The following is a 16,551-nucleotide window of genomic DNA, read 5'->3' as shown; positions in this document are numbered from 1 at the left end:
TTTCAAAGTTGCAGTATCAAAAGAATGAATATTCGGAATGTTAAACCTGTTTTTCCTTTTTTTGTGATATTATATATGAAAAGGATGGTGATGGATATGTCAACAAACAATCAAGTAGAACAAAACTGCTTCATTTGCGAAAAACATAAAGGAAATATTATAGTTCCAGGTGGAGCTATTTACGAAGATGAACTCGTTTACGTTGGACATGTCTACTGGGATAGTGAAGAATCATACCTAGGTTATGTAATGATAGATATAAAAAGACATGTACCTGGCCTCGCTGAACTAACAGATGAAGAAGCGAAAGCGTTCGGACTTATAACAAGTAGAGTAAGTAAAGCGCTAAAAGAAAGCGAAGGTGCAGAGTATATTTACACTTTTGTTTCAGGAAATGGTGTACCACATATGCAGGTGCACATTATTCCACGTTATCCGAATACACCAAAAGAATTTTGGTCACCAACCGAAGTAGCGAAATGGACTGGTGCACCATATGGTGATGAAGAGAAAATAAAAAAACTATGCGAAAGAATACGTAAGTATATGGTAAATGAGTATGCATACAACAAATAATAGAAAATATTCATGGGTTGGAAATAAGAAGATGTGTTTAGACGAAGTTTCAGTAAAACAATATGGTGATATCGTACTCGGAATATATGGCGGTAATATAAACGCTGGAGCAAAAAAGAATGAAGATGGTGCATTAGTTTGGTCGAATGGTGATTGGGAGTTTACAGCTATTTTAGATGGACATAATAGTGCGGAAAGTGTTGATTTAGTAGTAAATACAATCGAAAAAGAATATGAAAATATAAAAGTAATAATGAATGAATCGATTGATACAGTATTTCAATCTGTTGAAAATCATATACTTTCAATTTTTCAATCCTCTTCATTTAAAGAAAAATGCCAAAGAATTAAAGGTGAAACAGCTTGCTTACTATGTGTAAGAAAAGAAAATTATATATGGTGGCTTTCTATTGGTGATTGTTTAGTGTATGTATTTCATGAAGAGTTACATAAGTTAGGGCAATATGCATTAAATCAACGTCATTTTTACGAATGGATTGGAAATGTAAACACATTTGATTTACCTGTTCCTTGCTATTCATCAGGTATTCGTGAATTACGTACTGGAAAGAACCGAATTGTAATAGTGACAGATGGAGTATTAGAATGCGGGGAACACCGATATGAAACACCTGTAAATTTGTATAATGCTATGAATAGAAATGATAAAACACTTAAAGAAAATATTCACAATGTTTTAGAACACGTGCATCATCAGTTGGGACGTGATAGTGCGACTATAATTAGTTGGGACGTTGAAAATAAAGAGAATGCCACGTATCCTAGTGATCAGCCGGAGAAAATGAAAGTAAGAAAATAAAAGGATAGGGTTTTCAGTCAATTATAAAAATACCTCTATTAATTTTATCGGTACTATCTATATTCGTTTTTGAAAAAATAGAAAGAAAAAGGATAAACATCCCGGAACAAAAGGGATGGGAAATAGATTGTTGTTGTACAATACATAAAACATGTCTTGATAAAACTACTACTAAAGAAGATAAAGAAAATGAATATATTATCTAAATATTTTAAAAAATAATCCACTTTGTTACGAAAACATAATTAATTTAATAGGAGGGAATGCAGTGGGCAACTCTACTATTTGGATTATAGTTATTAGTATGATAATTGGAGGGTATTTTTTAGAAAAGTTTTTAAGAAAAAAACTAAATATGCCAAAGGGCAATGCTTGGATATATAAGCATGTAAATAGTTTACATGTAAAATTAGAAATAGGTCTTTTTATCGTATATTTTATAGTGAGTTTTATTTATCTGTTCAAAGTAGAAAATGCTAATATAGGAATTGCTGTATTTGCTTATTTTGGAGCAATTTCCTTATTACGCGTATGGATGGAATGGAAGTATAACAGAGAGACAAAGGAATATATTCTTTCTATAATTGGATTCTTTGCATTTGTTTTTATGGTTTCAATGTTACTTTATTTTGATCCTCTTTCTACATACTAATGTCATTTTGGTTTTTCATGATGAATATTTAAAAAGAGTAGCTACCATTATTTATCTTGATAGTTACTCTTTATATTTACATCTTCTTAAAACTCCTCAACACAAGAAACTCCCACAATCTCCAAGGAAGAATTTTCTTCGCGAAGATCATAAATTTCACACCTTTACCGATTGGATATCGTAAATTTGTACGCTTAGATTCAGCAATTTCTACAATTTTATTAGCAACCTCTATCGGATGACCAAATGTATCACTACCGCTATTAATATGTTTTTGTATTTTATCCATATATTCTTTGTAAGGAGATGTTGTATCAGATTGGTTTTCAGCTAGTTGTTTACCAACCTCCCATATATTTGTGTTGTAAGAACCAGGTTCAATTAAAGCGACGTCTATTCCGAAAGGTTTTAATTCTAAGCGAAGCGATTCACTCCAGCCTTCTAATGCATATTTTGAAGATACATAAGGAGATAAACCAGGAAATCCAACTTGGCCGCTAATGCTGCTTATATTAATGATTTTTCCGCTTTTTTGTTCTCTCATATATGGTAAAACAAGCTGGGTAATTGATATAGCTCCAAATAGGTTCGTTTCAAATTGTTTACGGTATTCCTCTACTGGAATTTCTTCTACAAAGCCGCCATTTGCATATCCTGCATTATTAACAAGAAGGTCTACTTTTTGTATTTCTTTTAAAAATAATTGGAAGTTATGTATAGAATTTTGATCGGTTACATCTAATTGTTGAACTTTTATATTGTGCTGTAAGTTAAGTTGAGTAACTTGAGATATTAAGTTTACTTGTTTTTCAAGGTTTCGCATTGTAGCGATAACTAAATAATCTTTTTTTGCGAGTTCGAGTGTAGTTAATAGTCCAAATCCACTTGAGGCTCCTGTAATTATTGCGATTTTTTTATTCATTTTCCGCCAGCTTTCTTTTTCTTTTATCATAACGAGTTATGATAAGAAAATCTATTATTCTTACATTTAGTATGAAATCAATTTGTATGTAAAAAAGGGGATTATAGGGAATGAGCGTATATAGAGTAGTGTATATTAATATGATAATGAAATGAGGGAAAAAAATGGTCCATGTGAAAGATGTATTAGCAGATCAGCTATTAGCGAATGCAAATGATCCTAGTTGGTATATGCCATTTTCCGATGCAGTTAAGGATTTATCTGAGAGGGAAGCTTGCTGGAAACCGAATGAAGAGAGTAATAGTATAGCTGAAATCGTACAACATTTACTGTATTGGAACTCTACGTGGCAAACTAGGTATAAAGAATCAAATGTGAATGCAGTACCCGCTATAGGAGATAATAACAAAAGTTTTATGCTTTCAGATAATCAAACTTTCGATGAATTACGGGAAAAACTACTAGAAAAACTGTTACAATGGCAAAATCTCATTAATGAAGAAAAGGTTGAAAGTGATGTAGTGGGATTTCCTGTTTCTGCAAAGTGGTGGGAAGTGTTAGCGAATGTAACAACTCATAATGCATATCATATTGGGCAAATTATTTACATCCGAAAATTACAGCAGAGCTTTGAGAATGAATAAGATAATAGTTCTCAAATTAGGTGAACAAAAGTGGACAAAACGAGACATCTGTCTCATTTTGTCCACTTTTTTATTATGAAAGAAATGAGAAAACCCATGAAATCAAGGATTAGAATTTGGCATAGTACTTGCAATATAACAGACGAACAAGAAAATAGGAGGGCTGGACATGTTAAAAACAACTGAAAGTAAAGGGAATGAAATTACGAAAGAACAAGCTCGTTGGATGTATAAAAAAATGTTAGAGATTCGTAAATTTGAAGATAAGGTGCATGAATTGTTCGCGCAAGGCGTTTTGCCAGGTTTCGTTCATTTATACGCAGGTGAAGAAGCGGTAGCAGTTGGTGTATGTGCCCACTTAACGGATAGTGACAGTATTACAAGTACACATAGAGGTCATGGACATTGTATCGCAAAAGGTTGTGATTTAAATGGTATGATGGCTGAGCTTTTCGGGAAAGCGACAGGGTTATGTAAAGGCAAAGGTGGTTCCATGCATATTGCCGATTTAGATAAAGGAATGCTTGGTGCAAATGGCATTGTAGGTGGCGGTTTCCCACTTGCTTGCGGTTCAGCATTAACAGCTAAATATAAAGGAACAAAGGATGTAAGTGTTTGCTTCTTCGGTGACGGAGCAAATAATGAAGGGACATTTCATGAAGGGGTTAATTTAGCAGCGATTTGGAAGTTACCGGTTATTTTTATCGCAGAAAATAATGGTTATGGTGAAGCAACTACATTTGAATATGCTTCAAGTTGTGATTCTATTGCCAATCGTGCAAAAGCTTATAATATTCCAGGTGTTCAAGTAGATGGAAAAGATCTTCTCGCTGTATATAAAGCTGCTGCAGAAGCAGTGGAACGTGCGCGTAATGGTGATGGTCCAACAATTATTGAATGTATGACATATCGTAATTATGGTCATTTCGAAGGTGAAGCGCAAACATATAAAACAACAGAAGAAAAAGAAGAACATTTAAATGAAAAAGATGCAATTGTGAATTTCCGTAAGCATTTAATTCATGAAGGTTTATTAACAGAATCTGAACTTGTTGATATGGAAAAAGCAGTAGATGATGCAGTACAAAGATCCATTGAATTTAGTGAAAATAGTCCATACCCAGACGATGAAGAATTATTAAAAGATGTATACGTTTCTTACAAATAAGAGGAGGGTGAAAAATTATGACTAGAACAGTAAGTATGTCAACTGCAATTAATGAAGCGATGAAAATCTCAATGCGTCGTGATGAAAATGTAATTTTAATAGGTGAAGATGTTGCAGGCGGTGCACAAGTTGATCACCTGCAAGATGATGAAGCTTGGGGTGGTGTTCTTGGTGTTACGAAAGGACTTGTACAAGAGTTTGGTCGAAATCGTATATTGGATACACCAATTTCTGAAGCGGGTTATATGGGAGCTGCGATGGCAGCTGCTGCAACTGGGTTACGTCCGATAGCTGAGTTAATGTTTAATGATTTTATCGGTAGTTGTCTTGACCAAGTATTAAACCAAGGTGCGAAATTCCGTTATATGTTTGGAGGTAAAGCAAAAGTACCCGTTACAGTACGTACGATGCATGGCGCTGGTTTTAGTGCAGCAGCTCAACATTCACAAAGTTTGTACGCATTATTTACGAGCATACCAGGTATTAAAGTTGTTGTTCCTTCCACACCGTATGATGCAAAAGGCTTATTATTAGCGGCAATTGAAGATGATGATCCAGTAATCTTCTTTGAGGATAAAACACTTTACAATATGAAAGGTGAAGTGCCAGAAGGATACTATACAATTCCATTAGGAAAAGCAGATATTAAACGGGAAGGTTCTGATGTAACAATTGTCGCAATCGGAAAGCAAGTTCATACAGCGCTTGCAGCTGCAAAGCAATTATCGAAAAAGGGGCTTGAAGTAGAAGTAATTGATCCACGATCTTTATCACCACTTGATGAAGATACTATTTTATCATCTGTTGAAAAAACAAATCGTCTTATCGTCATTGACGAAGCGAATCCTAGATGTAGTATTGCAACAGATATTGCGGCAATTGTAGCGGATAAAGGTTTTGATTTGTTAGATGCACCTATTAAACGAATTACAGCACCACATACACCTGTTCCGTTCTCACCACCACTTGAAAAGTTGTATTTGCCAACGCCAGAAAAAGTAATTGAAACTGTATCAGAAATGATTGGAGACCAATCTTTATTACATGTGTAATAAAACGATGAGAAGGGAGAGAGACACATGGCTGTAGAAGTTGTAATGCCGAAGTTAGGTATGGCGATGAAAGAAGGTATTATTACGAACTGGAATATTAAAGCAGGCGATAATGTAGCAAAAGGAGAACTAATTGCTAGTATTAATTCAGAAAAAATTGAAACGGAAATTGAAGCGCCAGCTGATGGTACGGTACTTGATATAGCTGTAAGTGAAGATGAAGGAGTGCCGCCTGGTACTGTAATTTGCTACATCGGTAAACCGAATGAAAAGGTAGAAATGCAGGAAAGCACACATGTTGTAGAAGAAAAAACATCTAATATAGAAGTACAAAATGTACAAAATCAAGAAGCAAATGGGAAAGAAGTATCGAAGCAAAGAATTAAAATTTCACCTGTAGCGAAGAAAATTGCAAAGTCTGAAAATCTGGATATCAAGGCATTAGTTGGTACAGGTCCTGGCGGAAGGATTACAAAGGCAGATGTATTAAAAGTACTTGAGGTAAGAGTAAACGTTCCGGAAATATCTGAACGAGAAGAAAGTAAAGCGATTCCTGTTACTGGTATGCGTAAAGCAATCGCAAATCGTATGCACGCAAGCTTACAAAATAGCGCACAATTAACGTTAACGATGAAAGTAGATGTAACAGATTTAGTTGCTTTACATAAAGAAATAGCGGAAGTTGTACAAAAAAGATATGATAATAAATTAACTATTACGGATTTCGTCTCGCATGCTGTTGTATTAGCACTTGGAGAGCATAAAGAAATGAACAGCGCTTATATAGATGATGCAATTCATCAATTTGAACATGTGCATTTAGGCATGGCAGTCGCATTAGAAAAAGGGTTAGTCGTTCCAGCTATTCGCTTTGCAAATAATTTATCTTTAGTAGAGTTGTCTAAAGAGATTAAGAATGTGGCACAAAAGGCACGAGCAGGTAGCTTAAGTAGTGATGATATGCACGGAACGACATTTACAATTAGTAATTTAGGTAGCTTTGGTATTGAATATTTCACACCGGTATTAAATACACCTGAAACTGGTATTTTAGGTGTAGGTGCAATTGAACATGTTCCTGTATTTAAAGGGAAAAAATTAAGAAAAGGAAGTATGTTACCTTTAAGTTTAACATTCGATCATCGTGTATTAGACGGTGCACCAGCAGCTGCATTTTTACGCACAATTAAACATTATTTAGAAGAACCTATAACAATTCTTTTATAAAGAGAAGGTGAGAGAATGAGTAAATTAGTTGTTATTGGGGGCGGACCTGCTGGCTATGTAGCAGCAATTACCGCGGCTCAAAATGGCAAAGATGTCACTCTTATTGATGAAGCTGACCTTGGCGGAACATGTTTAAATGTTGGGTGTATGCCTACGAAATCACTGTTAGAAAGTGCTGAAGTACATGACATTGTGAGAAAAGCGAATGATTATGGAGTTACGATTAATACAGAAAATATCTCAATTGATTGGGGTCAAATACAGGCGAGGAAATCACAAATCGTAAAGCAACTCGTCCAAGGAATACAATATTTAATGAAGAAAAATAAAATTAAAGTTGTAAAAGGAAAAGCGAAATTCGAAACGGATCATCGTGTGCGAGTTGTACAAGGAAATAAAGAAGAAGTAATTGATGGAGGGAGCTTTATTATTGCAGCTGGTTCCGAACCTACAGAATTACCATTCGCTCCGTTCGATGGAAAATGGATTTTAAATAGTAGCCATGCAATGTCTCTTGAGAGTGTACCATCTTCATTGTTAATCGTTGGCGGTGGTGTAATAGGATGTGAGTTTGCAAGTATTTATAGTAGACTCGGCACAAAAGTATCGATAGTTGAGATGGCACCGCAATTACTACCTGGTGAAGATGAAGATATCGCGAATATTTTAAGAGAGAAATTAGAAAAAGATGGTGTGGAAATTTTTACGGGAGCAGTTTTAAAAGGATTAAATAACTATAAGAAGCAAGCTTCATTTGAATACGAGGGAATTACTCACGAAGTAACTCCAGAATTTGTTCTTGTTTCTGTAGGAAGAAAACCACGAGTACAACAATTAGGATTAGAAAAGGCAGGAGTTCAGTTTTCAAATAAAGGGATTGCTGTGAATGAACATATGCAAACGAACGTATCACATATTTACGCAGTTGGTGATGTGATCGGTGGAATTCAGCTTGCTCACGTTGCCTTCCATGAAGGAACGACAGCAGCATTACACGCAAGCGGAGAAGACGTGAAAGTAAATTATCACGCTGTTCCCCGTTGTATATACACAGCTCCAGAAATAGCTAGTGTCGGGTTAAGTGAAAAAGGTGCAAGAGAACAATATGGTGATATTCTCATTGGAGAATTCCATTTTACAGCGAACGGAAAAGCTCTTATTTTAGGAGAACAAACGGGTAAAGTAAAAGTCATTGTGGAACCTAAATACCAAGAAATTGTAGGGATTTCTATTATCGGTCCTCATGCAACTGAACTTATTGGTCAAGGGACCGTAATGATTCATACAGAAGTTACCGCTGATATAATGAGAGATTATATTGCAGCGCATCCAACCTTATCTGAAGCGATTCATGAAGCATTATTGCAAGCTGTAGGACAGGCTGTACATGCTTAAATCGAATTATAATAAACCACTATTCTCTAAATGAATGAGAGAATAGTGGTTTGAATTTTTATAGAAGAAATTAAATCCTCTATTACTTTTTAATGTCAATAGCTGAAGTTTTATCGTTCCATTCAGGAGCTAAATTAGCAGTTTTACCGTACCAATCAGCGTGTTTAAATAAAACGCCTTTTCCATATCCTTGTGTTGAAGTGTGTTCCCAAAGTGTTGTTGAATAACTTGCAGAAGGCGACGCTGTACTTACAGAAGAAATTCTGTCATTCCAGCTAGATGGTAAGTTTTTAAAGCCACTGCTCCAGTAAATATATTGGCCACCTTTATCTTTATGTTCATAAAAATCAGTACTACCAGCACCACTACCTAAAGGATTAATATTATTTTTAATTGCTTTTTTATCCTTTGCAATATACGCATCCAATGTTTCGCGGCTAGTAAAACCATAAGCTAGCCAATCTCCATTTTCATTTTGCTTAGGTAATACCATAGTAATTTGGATATCTTTCTTATCCTGATCACTTAATTTTGCAAATGAATTAACATTTTGTTCATCCACTTTTAAATAATCAAATGACTTAATTGTGTTACTTTTTTCCTCAGCGCTTACTGCACCTAGTCCTCCAGTTAATGCAAAACCCGCTACTAATGTCCCTGCTACTAATTTCTTCAACATATAACCATCCCTTTTTGTTTGAATTTTTGTACAGGTGAATCTTGTACAGCTAAAATGTATTCTAATTTTATACTTTTGTAAATATTCTGAAGTTTTAGAAATAATAGGCGGAATATTTACATTTTTACATTATTTCTTTAGAAAAAATGGTTATTGGAATGATATAATAAGTGGATGTATTGCTTTTACTGGATGTAAAGATATTTTAGGAGAGGTGTCATTGAAATATTTTACAAGAGAATGGTATAAAAAAATGCAAGTTTTAGAATTTGTAAGTTTTATAGAGTCTATAAAAGAATGGTCGGAAATGGATATACAAAGTTTAAAGGAAGAAATAGAGGAAAGGAAAATAGATTTATTAAAATTCCTTCCTGAATCGATATACTCAATTATACAAAACATAACAATTAATTCAGAATACCCCTCAGGTGAACTGAAAAAACTTATGCAAGAGTGGACAACAGATTATGAGAAAAGAATGGCACAATTAGATCAATCATACGTAGAATATTTTAATTCCATTGAGAAAAAACTTCCGTCAAATGTCGCTCAGTTACACAAGACATCACTACACGATAGTGTAATTAAAGTAATAAAGAGAGAATCAGAAGATACTTTGTCTATCGTATTAGATTGCAGTGGTACTTTTAGTGAATTTGATAAACTTGAAGTAACCTTTATAGGAGTAACAAAGTGTTCTATGCAGGAAAACTTTGACAGTGCTTGGTGGCTATATCATGAAATAGCTCTTACTGAAGATGGTTTTGAACTAGGTGTTTTATTTGACTCTCCATTTAGAGAAGTGACGATTTGCGCAGCAGATGTATTACTTGTGAAGAAATAATGTTGTATGGAGTATTACAAACGTTTGACATAATAAAAAAATAAAGTTATTGTAGATACATGGAGTCTACAATAGGAGCTGTACTATGAAATATTCTAAAGCTACAAATTATGCTCTTCATACAATGCTTTTTCTGGCAAAGGCCACACCAAATAAGTTAGTTAGTGTTTACCAATTAGCAGAAATGCAAAATGTTTCACCAACGTACTTGTCTAAAATACTAACTAAGTTGACGAAGGAAGGGATGATACACTCATCATCTGGTCCAAAGGGCGGTTACTCGCTTAGTAAGAATTGGGAAGATATTTCATTTTTAGATATTATACATGCAATTGAAGGCAAAACATCATTGTTTGACTGTTGTTTACATGACAAACCTGGATGTTTAATTAATGAGGCAATGCTCGCAGCAGAAGAGAAAATGGAAGAAGAGTTAAGAAATCAAAAAATCGTAGATCTTGCGAAAAAAATAAAAGTGGATTTTTAATCTGCTTTTATTTTTAAATTAATTAAGGATAAAAAGGCTCTTTAATATCTTTAATTGTAGTTAGAAAATGATATGAAGAAGGAGAGAAGATGATGAATAATTTTTGGAATGATCGATATAAATCAGATGAATATTTTTACGGGGAAGAACCTAATACATTTATTAAAGAACAAGCATTTCGTTTAGCAAATCACAATAAAGTAATAGCATTTGCGGAGGGAGAAGGTAGAAATGCTGTATTTCTAGCAAGACAAGGGAACGAAGTAACAGCTATTGATTATTCGAAAGATGGATTAGAAAAGACAAAAAAATTGGCAGAGAAGCATAACGTAAACGTGCATACAAAAAAAGTAGATTTATTAGCTGATAGTTTGCCAGAAAATGAATATGATGCGGCAATTATGGTATTTGGACATTTTCATGATGATTATAAAAAAATGATATTAGATAAAATGATACAAACGATAAAGCCTGGTGGATTAATTATGTTTGAAGTTTACTCAAAAAAACAAATAAACTATAGTACTGGTGGACCAAAAGATGTTGATATGCTGTATGATCCAATTGATATCCTTACTTGGTGTGAAGAACATAAGGTAATTCATTTCTTTAATGGAGAACAAGAGCGAGTTGAAGGGAAAGGGCACACTGGTTTAGCTGATGTTATTCAAGTTGTTATTAGAAAATTAATATAAGTGTTAATGAAAGTTAAATGTATGAATGTAAAAAGACCAGTCGTATAAGACTGGTCTTTCTATTTAGATACTAAATTATCAAGCTTCCAATATGTATTTGTTAACGGCGCAGCTTTGCTATCTATGTATAAATACATATTATTTAAATCTTTTGGTGAAGTTTTCAGTTCAAATACAACGTCAGTAGTTAAAGAGAATTCGTGTGGAACATTTTTATAGTGCTCGTCACCTATCGGATGAGCTTCACCTTCATATTTCTGACCAGTTTTTTCATCTTGTATGAAATATTTTATTTCCGAAAGATCAATAGTTTGTCCATCGTCTCGAACATTATTAATCATAACACGAGTAGTAAGGCGCCGCTCTTCGTCTATTTTTTCAAACTTTGCATTCTCAACTGTCGCTCTATAGTATTCATTTTTAACTATTTCTCCATAGTGCATTGCATTCTTTTCGAGAGCGCTCTTTTCTTGTTTTGGTGTAGTATTGCTATTGCACCCTGTTAATATTCCTGTAAATAATAATGCTGTACATGTCGTTTTGATTAGTGATTTCATAGTAATCCCTTTCTGTATTAAAAAGTAAAACATAGGAATAATTTTACATGAATAAGGAAATAAATAGAAGTCTTTTAGTGGAATATGCAAATCTGCATTTATTTTATGTGAAGTTAACAAAATAGAAAAAGAGGAAAACACTGCATAAAGACGGAAGAAAAAGGATTGAAAATATTGTGAAACGGAAGAAACGTGCATATAATTAATATAAAGTTCAAATTTCTGAACCTTCAATAACGGTGGTGATAACATGTTTACTGAAGAACGTCGAGAGAAAATTTTAGAACTACTTAATACAGATGGAAGAGTAATAGCAAAGGATCTTGCGGAAAGATTTGATATGTCTATTGATTCTATAAGAAGAGATTTGTCTATTATGGAAAAGGATGGTTTATTAAAAAGAACGCACGGAGGTGCAATTGAACTTACGCGAGTGAGAAACTTAGCTGCGGAACCAACTAAACGTTATAGTGATAGCTCAATATATGAGGACACAATTGCAAGAGTTGCGGTATCTTATATACAAGAAGGTGATTCAATTTTTATTGGTGGGGCTTCCGTTCATAATGCGATGCTGAAATATTTACCGGAAGTATCATTTACGGTTATTACGAATTCTATAGAAATAGCTGGTTATCTACGAGAATATAAGAATATTGATACGTATTTAATTGGCGGAAAAGTAAAACCTTCAGGGAATATTACTGATACACTTGCCTCTGAATTGATAAGTAGATTTTCTATTGATCTGTATTTCTCTACAGGTGGAGGCATTTCATTACAAGGTATTAGTACCGCAACACCTGAAGTTGCTTATTTTAGTAAAAGAGTAAGTGAAATTGCTAGAAGAAATATTTGTTTAGTTCCGCATAATAAACTTGGAATAGATTGTTTTATAAGAGGAGAGTCTCTAAAAAAAATTGACATTATTATAACTGACGAAGAGGCTAGTAAAGAAACTGTTCAGGACTTTGAGAAACAAGGTAAACAAGTTGTAATAGCGCCATTATATTCATTTGAAAGGAGTTTGACATGATTGTAAAAGAGCAAGAGTTTCATATAAATGGATTAACTTATACAATTCGTTCTGCAGCTGAGAAAGATGCAGAGCAGTTATCGAAAATTAGAGTTCAGATTGATGGAGAAACTGAAAATATGGATAGAGATGCTGGAGAGGGATTTATAGATGATCTAGGATTTCAAAAAATAATAAAAACAGATAGTGAAGAGACTAAGAATCTCTTTTTAGTTGTAGAAGTGCACAATCGAATCGTTGGATTTTCAAGATGTGAAGGGTCAAATTTTAAGAGATTATCTCATAAAGTGGAGTTTGGTGTTTGTATTTTAAAAGAGTTTTGGGGATATAGAATGGGTAAGAGTCTATTGCAACAATCTATTAAATGGGCTGATGAAAATGCAGTAAATAAAATATCTTTACAAGTATTAGAGACAAACGAGAAAGCTATTCATCTGTATAAAAAATTAGGTTTTGAAGTAGAAGGCATTTTGAAAAATGACAAAAGACTATCGGATGGAAAGTATTATAATACGGTAGTGATGGGAAGGTTTACTGATACTTTTCATAAAAGAGGGGAAGAGGTATGTTTTACAGAAGGAAGTACTATGTAGTGAAAAATGAATTCATAGAAGTATTTAATGATCATTTCAATAACACGAACTTACCTAATCAGTTAAAGCATGGCTCTAGGCTAATAGGACGCTGGATGAAAGGTAATAAGAATGGTACGTCTGAAGTATTCGCCATATGGGAATATGATAGTTTTGAACGGTATAAAGAAATTGAATCGAAAATTAGAAGTGACGAGATTCATGTAAAAAGAATACATGATTGGTATGAAAAACATGGCGGAAGAGAATATGTTTTACAGAAGTACATAGTAGAGATGAAAAATGAAGAGTTAGTATGTACTGTAAAATAATAGGAGCGAAGACTAATGCAGGTCAGAACGAAATTATATATTAGTTTATCAGCCGCTATTTTATTTGCAATAGCCGTGATTGTTTTCTTTATAAATGGTAATCCACAAAAGTGGTTTTGATTATGTATTTTCTTTGCGTCCATTATACAAAATATGGTGCTACTAAAAAAGAATAAAGACGCGCATTAATATATTCAAATTATTAACATATTTGTGTCATCTTTCTAGTTGTATTGAAAACGCTTTTATTCAGTTTTATAATAGAAGTATGTTTTATAAATCTCCAAAACAATTAAAAGGGAGATGATACAATGTTAGCTTCACCGTTTTACTTACATACATGGAAAAAGTTTATTGATGAAGGAGTCTTTGATTCGAACCGTATAAACGAAAGAATTTCAGAGTCATGGCATCGATGTAGACAAGCAAATGTGAATCCTTATATGAATAAAGGTCAGAAAATTTTGTCTTCTAATGTTTTTCAAGAACAAAAGAAAAAGAGTGAAATTTTTCTTGATATAGCATTACCTCAAATACAAAATATGAGAAAAACCATTGATGAACTACAAATGATGGCATTATTAATCGATCCAGATGGTTATGTTCTATCGTTAAGTGGAAATAAACAAACGTTAAAGCGAGCGAAACATATTAATTTTATTGAAGGTGTAAAATGGACAGAAGCAGCTGTTGGTACAAATGCAATTGGAACAGCGCTAGAAATTGAAGAAGCTATTATGATAAGTGGTACTGAACATTATTCCGTGGCATCTCATAGCTGGAGTTGTGCGGCTGCTCCTATCCATAATGATGACGGGAAATTAATTGGTGTTCTAGATTTCTCCTGTCCAATTGAATTTTCGCATCCATATATGCTCGGTATGGTAACTTCAATTGCACATGCAATAGAACGTGAATGTAGCATAAGAGTTCATCAAAATGAATTACACTTAATTCATCGTTTTTTGGATGTCATTGATAGTGACGAACAAGTAGTTATTTGTAATCATCGTGATGTTATCGTTTCTGCGAGTAAGAGTGTTCGTGAACGAATAAATAATTGGTCAAGAATGAAGCTTGAAGAGTTAATGCACCATGGATTGGAAACTAAATTAGAGATACCAGTATATAGTAATGAAAGAATGATTGGGAAATGTATGTATTTAAAGAAAAACAAACAAATAAATACATATTCTGCTTTCGCATTTATAAAAGGAATTACTTTTTCAGGAGTTACCGGGACAAGCAAAGCATTTCAACACACACTAGAAGAAATTAAGCTTGTTTCACCGACTGATGCTAGTGTGTATGTATGTGGTGAGACAGGAGTAGGAAAGGAATATGTTGCGAGAGCGATTCATGAAAATAGCCCAAGAAAAGATGGGCCCTTTATAGCTGTTAACTGCGGTTCTCTGCCTAAAGAATTAATGGAAAGTGAATTGTTCGGTTACGTTGAAGGTGCGTTTACAGGTGCGCGACGTCAAGGGTATAAAGGGAAATTTGAACAAGCGCATGGAGGAACATTATTTTTAGATGAAATTGGTGAAGTACCACCAGAGATGCAAGTAGCATTATTGCGTGTTTTACAAGAACGTACAATAACTCCAATAGGAAGTTCAAAAGAGGTACCAGTAAATATTCGTATTATTACTGCCACACATAAAGATTTACTACGGTTAGTAGAAGAAGGGAAATTCCGTCAAGATTTATATTATCGTTTGCACGTTTATCCGTTATATGTTCCATCGTTAATAGAAAGAAAAGAGGATATCTCATATTTTATACAACACTTTTGCGAACGGAAGAATTGGAATGTTGTATTTCCAAAGAGTATTTGCAATCAATTTTTACAACATACATGGCCCGGAAATATTCGAGAACTAGTAAATGTATTAGAACGCATTTACATCTTGTCGCAAGGACGGGAAATATGCGAAAAGCAAGTCGCTTTTTTGCTACAAACAATGATGGGAAATCAACAACAACTTGAGTTACAAGTTGAAAATAAAACAGAACATCCACTAAATTTTCGCGAAAAAATACAGCGTGATAGCATGATTGAAGTATTACAAAAGACAAACGGAAATGTTTCATTAGCTGCAAAACTATTAGATGTACCCCGTAGTACATTTTATAAGCGAATGCAAAAATATAAGTTATAAAGTAGATTTTTGTAATCTACTTTTTCTTTGTGGGCTCATGTTCTGTCGGAATCTGCGCTTACCGGGGAAATAATAGAATTGTTAGAAGGGAAATTTCCTAATGGAGGTTAGTATGTGAAGTATATTGAGATTGGAATCGGGAATAAGTGGTTCGTTCGAACGGAAACTGAAAATAAAGATGGGACTGAATTTGAAGAACGAGGAATTATAAAACCTATTTACTTAGAGTCTGTATACGTACGAATTTGGTTTCGGAAAACGTGTTTTATTTTTGATACGAAAGAGGGTTTTAAGAAAGATAAGAAGAGAAGGATTGAATATAAATTTATTGTTGGAATTGTGAGTAGGGTGACTGAAGAAAAAGTACGCTAATGAAAAGCATGTAAAGTAAAAGTGGTACTCAATCTATTGAGTACCACTTTCAGTAAATGATAGAAATTTGTTTGCAAGTTTTTCTTGCGACATGTTTTTATCCTTTCTATATAGAAGTTTGTATTAAGAATATTATGCAATAAATATCAGAAAATACAGTTATTAATAGATTAGGAGAGAATAGTATGTCAATGTCACTATATTATAAAAAAATCCGTGAGCAATTAGGGCATGAACTAATATTCATGCCGAGTGTAGCTGCTATTATAAAAAATAAACAGGGGGATATTTTATCCCGCATTAACGGGCAGTAAGACTCCCATCTCAAAATTCAGCGAAAGCAAAGAAGTTAGGTGGGG

General features: G+C 33.8%; 19 protein-coding genes and 1 pseudogene. 17 read left to right on the top strand and 3 right to left on the bottom strand.

Annotation, left to right across the window (positions count from 1 at the left end):
- Positions 1 to 75: 75 nt before the first annotated feature.
- The 3 genes from DN403_RS00100 to DN403_RS00090 all read left to right on the top strand — a co-directional run bounded on the left by DN403_RS00100 (position 76) and on the right by DN403_RS00090 (position 2,048).
- The gene (locus DN403_RS00100) at positions 76 to 576 is read left to right on the top strand and encodes an HIT family protein (protein ID WP_003278553.1); all 501 of its coding nucleotides are present in this window, start codon (positions 76 to 78) and stop codon (positions 574 to 576) included.
- Positions 560 to 1,396 (top strand): PP2C family serine/threonine-protein phosphatase, encoded by an 837-nt coding sequence (locus tag DN403_RS00095; protein ID WP_000557563.1) that lies wholly within the window; start codon positions 560 to 562, stop codon positions 1,394 to 1,396. Before DN403_RS00100 ends, DN403_RS00095 begins: the two co-directional genes overlap by 17 nt.
- Positions 1,397 to 1,664: 268 nt before the next feature.
- The gene (locus DN403_RS00090; RefSeq protein ID WP_000528449.1) at positions 1,665 to 2,048 is read left to right on the top strand and encodes a DUF4181 domain-containing protein; all 384 of its coding nucleotides are present in this window, start codon (positions 1,665 to 1,667) and stop codon (positions 2,046 to 2,048) included.
- Between the two features lie 76 nt (positions 2,049 to 2,124).
- Here DN403_RS00090 and DN403_RS00085 read toward each other — a convergent pair whose 3' ends face one another.
- Positions 2,125 to 2,970, bottom strand: coding sequence for an oxidoreductase (locus DN403_RS00085; protein WP_001034800.1), 846 nt, complete (start codon positions 2,968 to 2,970; stop codon positions 2,125 to 2,127).
- A gap of 164 nt (positions 2,971 to 3,134) precedes the next feature.
- Here DN403_RS00085 and DN403_RS00080 point away from each other — a divergent pair, with 164 nt between their 5' ends.
- The 5 genes from DN403_RS00080 (at position 3,135) to lpdA (ending at position 8,456) form a co-directional block, all read left to right on the top strand.
- Positions 3,135 to 3,614 carry a DinB family protein gene (locus DN403_RS00080; RefSeq protein ID WP_000233789.1) on the top strand — a complete coding sequence of 160 codons (480 nt, stop codon included), beginning with the start codon at positions 3,135 to 3,137 and terminating at the stop codon, positions 3,612 to 3,614.
- A 169-nt stretch (positions 3,615 to 3,783) separates the two neighbouring features.
- Entirely contained in the window at positions 3,784 to 4,782 is a 999-nt protein-coding gene (acoA, locus tag DN403_RS00075; RefSeq protein ID WP_000921300.1) for an acetoin:2,6-dichlorophenolindophenol oxidoreductase subunit alpha, read from the top strand.
- A 17-nt stretch (positions 4,783 to 4,799) separates the two neighbouring features.
- Positions 4,800 to 5,834 carry an acetoin:2,6-dichlorophenolindophenol oxidoreductase subunit beta gene (gene acoB, locus DN403_RS00070; RefSeq protein WP_000198898.1) on the top strand — a complete coding sequence of 345 codons (1,035 nt, stop codon included), beginning with the start codon at positions 4,800 to 4,802 and terminating at the stop codon, positions 5,832 to 5,834.
- Positions 5,835 to 5,861: 27 nt separating this feature from the next.
- The gene (locus DN403_RS00065) at positions 5,862 to 7,061 is read left to right on the top strand and encodes a dihydrolipoamide acetyltransferase family protein (RefSeq protein WP_000257746.1); all 1,200 of its coding nucleotides are present in this window, start codon (positions 5,862 to 5,864) and stop codon (positions 7,059 to 7,061) included.
- Positions 7,062 to 7,076: 15 nt separating this feature from the next.
- The gene (lpdA, locus tag DN403_RS00060; RefSeq protein ID WP_000041184.1) at positions 7,077 to 8,456 is read left to right on the top strand and encodes a dihydrolipoyl dehydrogenase; all 1,380 of its coding nucleotides are present in this window, start codon (positions 7,077 to 7,079) and stop codon (positions 8,454 to 8,456) included.
- Positions 8,457 to 8,538: 82 nt separating this feature from the next.
- On the opposite strand, the gene DN403_RS00055 is transcribed toward lpdA, so the two are convergent.
- Positions 8,539 to 9,135, bottom strand: coding sequence for a hypothetical protein (locus DN403_RS00055; RefSeq protein WP_000914437.1), 597 nt, complete (start codon positions 9,133 to 9,135; stop codon positions 8,539 to 8,541).
- Between the two features lie 220 nt (positions 9,136 to 9,355).
- Here DN403_RS00055 and DN403_RS00050 point away from each other — a divergent pair, with 220 nt between their 5' ends.
- The 3 genes from DN403_RS00050 to DN403_RS00040 all read left to right on the top strand — a co-directional run bounded on the left by DN403_RS00050 (position 9,356) and on the right by DN403_RS00040 (position 11,161).
- A complete protein-coding gene (locus DN403_RS00050; RefSeq protein ID WP_000873450.1) occupies positions 9,356 to 9,979 on the top strand; it encodes a DUF4085 domain-containing protein in 624 nt (207 codons plus the stop codon).
- An 85-nt stretch (positions 9,980 to 10,064) separates the two neighbouring features.
- A complete protein-coding gene (locus DN403_RS00045; RefSeq protein ID WP_000877653.1) occupies positions 10,065 to 10,466 on the top strand; it encodes an Rrf2 family transcriptional regulator in 402 nt (133 codons plus the stop codon).
- A gap of 89 nt (positions 10,467 to 10,555) precedes the next feature.
- A complete protein-coding gene (locus tag DN403_RS00040; protein ID WP_002082658.1) occupies positions 10,556 to 11,161 on the top strand; it encodes a class I SAM-dependent methyltransferase in 606 nt (201 codons plus the stop codon).
- 59 nt (positions 11,162 to 11,220) lie between these two features.
- Here DN403_RS00040 and DN403_RS00035 read toward each other — a convergent pair whose 3' ends face one another.
- Entirely contained in the window at positions 11,221 to 11,718 is a 498-nt protein-coding gene (locus DN403_RS00035; RefSeq protein WP_000838461.1) for a hypothetical protein, read from the bottom strand.
- Positions 11,719 to 11,968: 250 nt separating this feature from the next.
- On the opposite strand from DN403_RS00035, the gene DN403_RS00030 reads away from it, so the two are divergent.
- From DN403_RS00030 to DN403_RS00005, 6 genes and pseudogenes are all read left to right on the top strand, one after another.
- A complete protein-coding gene (locus tag DN403_RS00030; protein ID WP_000493642.1) occupies positions 11,969 to 12,754 on the top strand; it encodes a DeoR/GlpR family DNA-binding transcription regulator in 786 nt (261 codons plus the stop codon).
- Positions 12,751 to 13,347 (top strand): GNAT family N-acetyltransferase, encoded by a 597-nt coding sequence (locus DN403_RS00025; RefSeq protein ID WP_000635676.1) that lies wholly within the window; start codon positions 12,751 to 12,753, stop codon positions 13,345 to 13,347. The genes DN403_RS00030 and DN403_RS00025 overlap by 4 nt, the downstream gene beginning before the upstream one ends.
- Positions 13,320 to 13,658: an NIPSNAP family protein gene (locus tag DN403_RS00020; RefSeq protein ID WP_000499995.1), complete on the top strand. Its 339-nt coding sequence runs from the start codon at positions 13,320 to 13,322 to the stop codon at positions 13,656 to 13,658. The genes DN403_RS00025 and DN403_RS00020 overlap by 28 nt, the downstream gene beginning before the upstream one ends.
- Before the next feature lie 311 nt (positions 13,659 to 13,969).
- Positions 13,970 to 15,820, top strand: a complete 1,851-nt coding sequence (locus tag DN403_RS00015) for a sigma-54-dependent Fis family transcriptional regulator (protein WP_000881380.1) — start codon at positions 13,970 to 13,972, stop codon at positions 15,818 to 15,820.
- A 114-nt stretch (positions 15,821 to 15,934) separates the two neighbouring features.
- Positions 15,935 to 16,192: a DUF3977 family protein gene (locus DN403_RS00010; protein ID WP_000873836.1), complete on the top strand. Its 258-nt coding sequence runs from the start codon at positions 15,935 to 15,937 to the stop codon at positions 16,190 to 16,192.
- 185 nt (positions 16,193 to 16,377) lie between these two features.
- Positions 16,378 to 16,500 (top strand): annotated as a pseudogene (locus DN403_RS00005) (phosphohydrolase); the annotation flags it as partial.
- Between the last annotated feature and the right edge of the window lie 51 nt (positions 16,501 to 16,551).

It is taken from the genome of Bacillus sp. AY2-1 (assembly GCF_008368965.1).
In the GTDB taxonomy this organism is placed as follows: Bacteria; Bacillota; Bacilli; order Bacillales; family Bacillaceae_G; genus Bacillus_A; species Bacillus_A thuringiensis_S.
This window is presented reverse-complemented; position numbering and strand designations above follow the sequence as displayed.

Coding starts and splice junctions, on each gene's coding strand:
- DN403_RS00100 (WP_003278553.1), top strand. CDS start 76: ATGAAAAGGATGGTGATGGATATGTCAACAAACAATCAAGTAGAACAA.
- DN403_RS00095 (WP_000557563.1), top strand. CDS start 560: ATGCATACAACAAATAATAGAAAATATTCATGGGTTGGAAATAAGAAG.
- DN403_RS00085 (WP_001034800.1), bottom strand. CDS start 2,970: ATGAATAAAAAAATCGCAATAATTACAGGAGCCTCAAGTGGATTTGGA.
- DN403_RS00080 (WP_000233789.1), top strand. CDS start 3,135: ATGGTCCATGTGAAAGATGTATTAGCAGATCAGCTATTAGCGAATGCA.
- acoA (WP_000921300.1), top strand. CDS start 3,784: ATGTTAAAAACAACTGAAAGTAAAGGGAATGAAATTACGAAAGAACAA.
- acoB (WP_000198898.1), top strand. CDS start 4,800: ATGACTAGAACAGTAAGTATGTCAACTGCAATTAATGAAGCGATGAAA.
- DN403_RS00065 (WP_000257746.1), top strand. CDS start 5,862: ATGGCTGTAGAAGTTGTAATGCCGAAGTTAGGTATGGCGATGAAAGAA.
- lpdA (WP_000041184.1), top strand. CDS start 7,077: ATGAGTAAATTAGTTGTTATTGGGGGCGGACCTGCTGGCTATGTAGCA.
- DN403_RS00055 (WP_000914437.1), bottom strand. CDS start 9,135: ATGTTGAAGAAATTAGTAGCAGGGACATTAGTAGCGGGTTTTGCATTA.
- DN403_RS00045 (WP_000877653.1), top strand. CDS start 10,065: ATGAAATATTCTAAAGCTACAAATTATGCTCTTCATACAATGCTTTTT.
- DN403_RS00040 (WP_002082658.1), top strand. CDS start 10,556: ATGATGAATAATTTTTGGAATGATCGATATAAATCAGATGAATATTTT.
- DN403_RS00035 (WP_000838461.1), bottom strand. CDS start 11,718: ATGAAATCACTAATCAAAACGACATGTACAGCATTATTATTTACAGGA.
- DN403_RS00030 (WP_000493642.1), top strand. CDS start 11,969: ATGTTTACTGAAGAACGTCGAGAGAAAATTTTAGAACTACTTAATACA.
- DN403_RS00025 (WP_000635676.1), top strand. CDS start 12,751: ATGATTGTAAAAGAGCAAGAGTTTCATATAAATGGATTAACTTATACA.
- DN403_RS00020 (WP_000499995.1), top strand. CDS start 13,320: ATGTTTTACAGAAGGAAGTACTATGTAGTGAAAAATGAATTCATAGAA.
- DN403_RS00015 (WP_000881380.1), top strand. CDS start 13,970: ATGTTAGCTTCACCGTTTTACTTACATACATGGAAAAAGTTTATTGAT.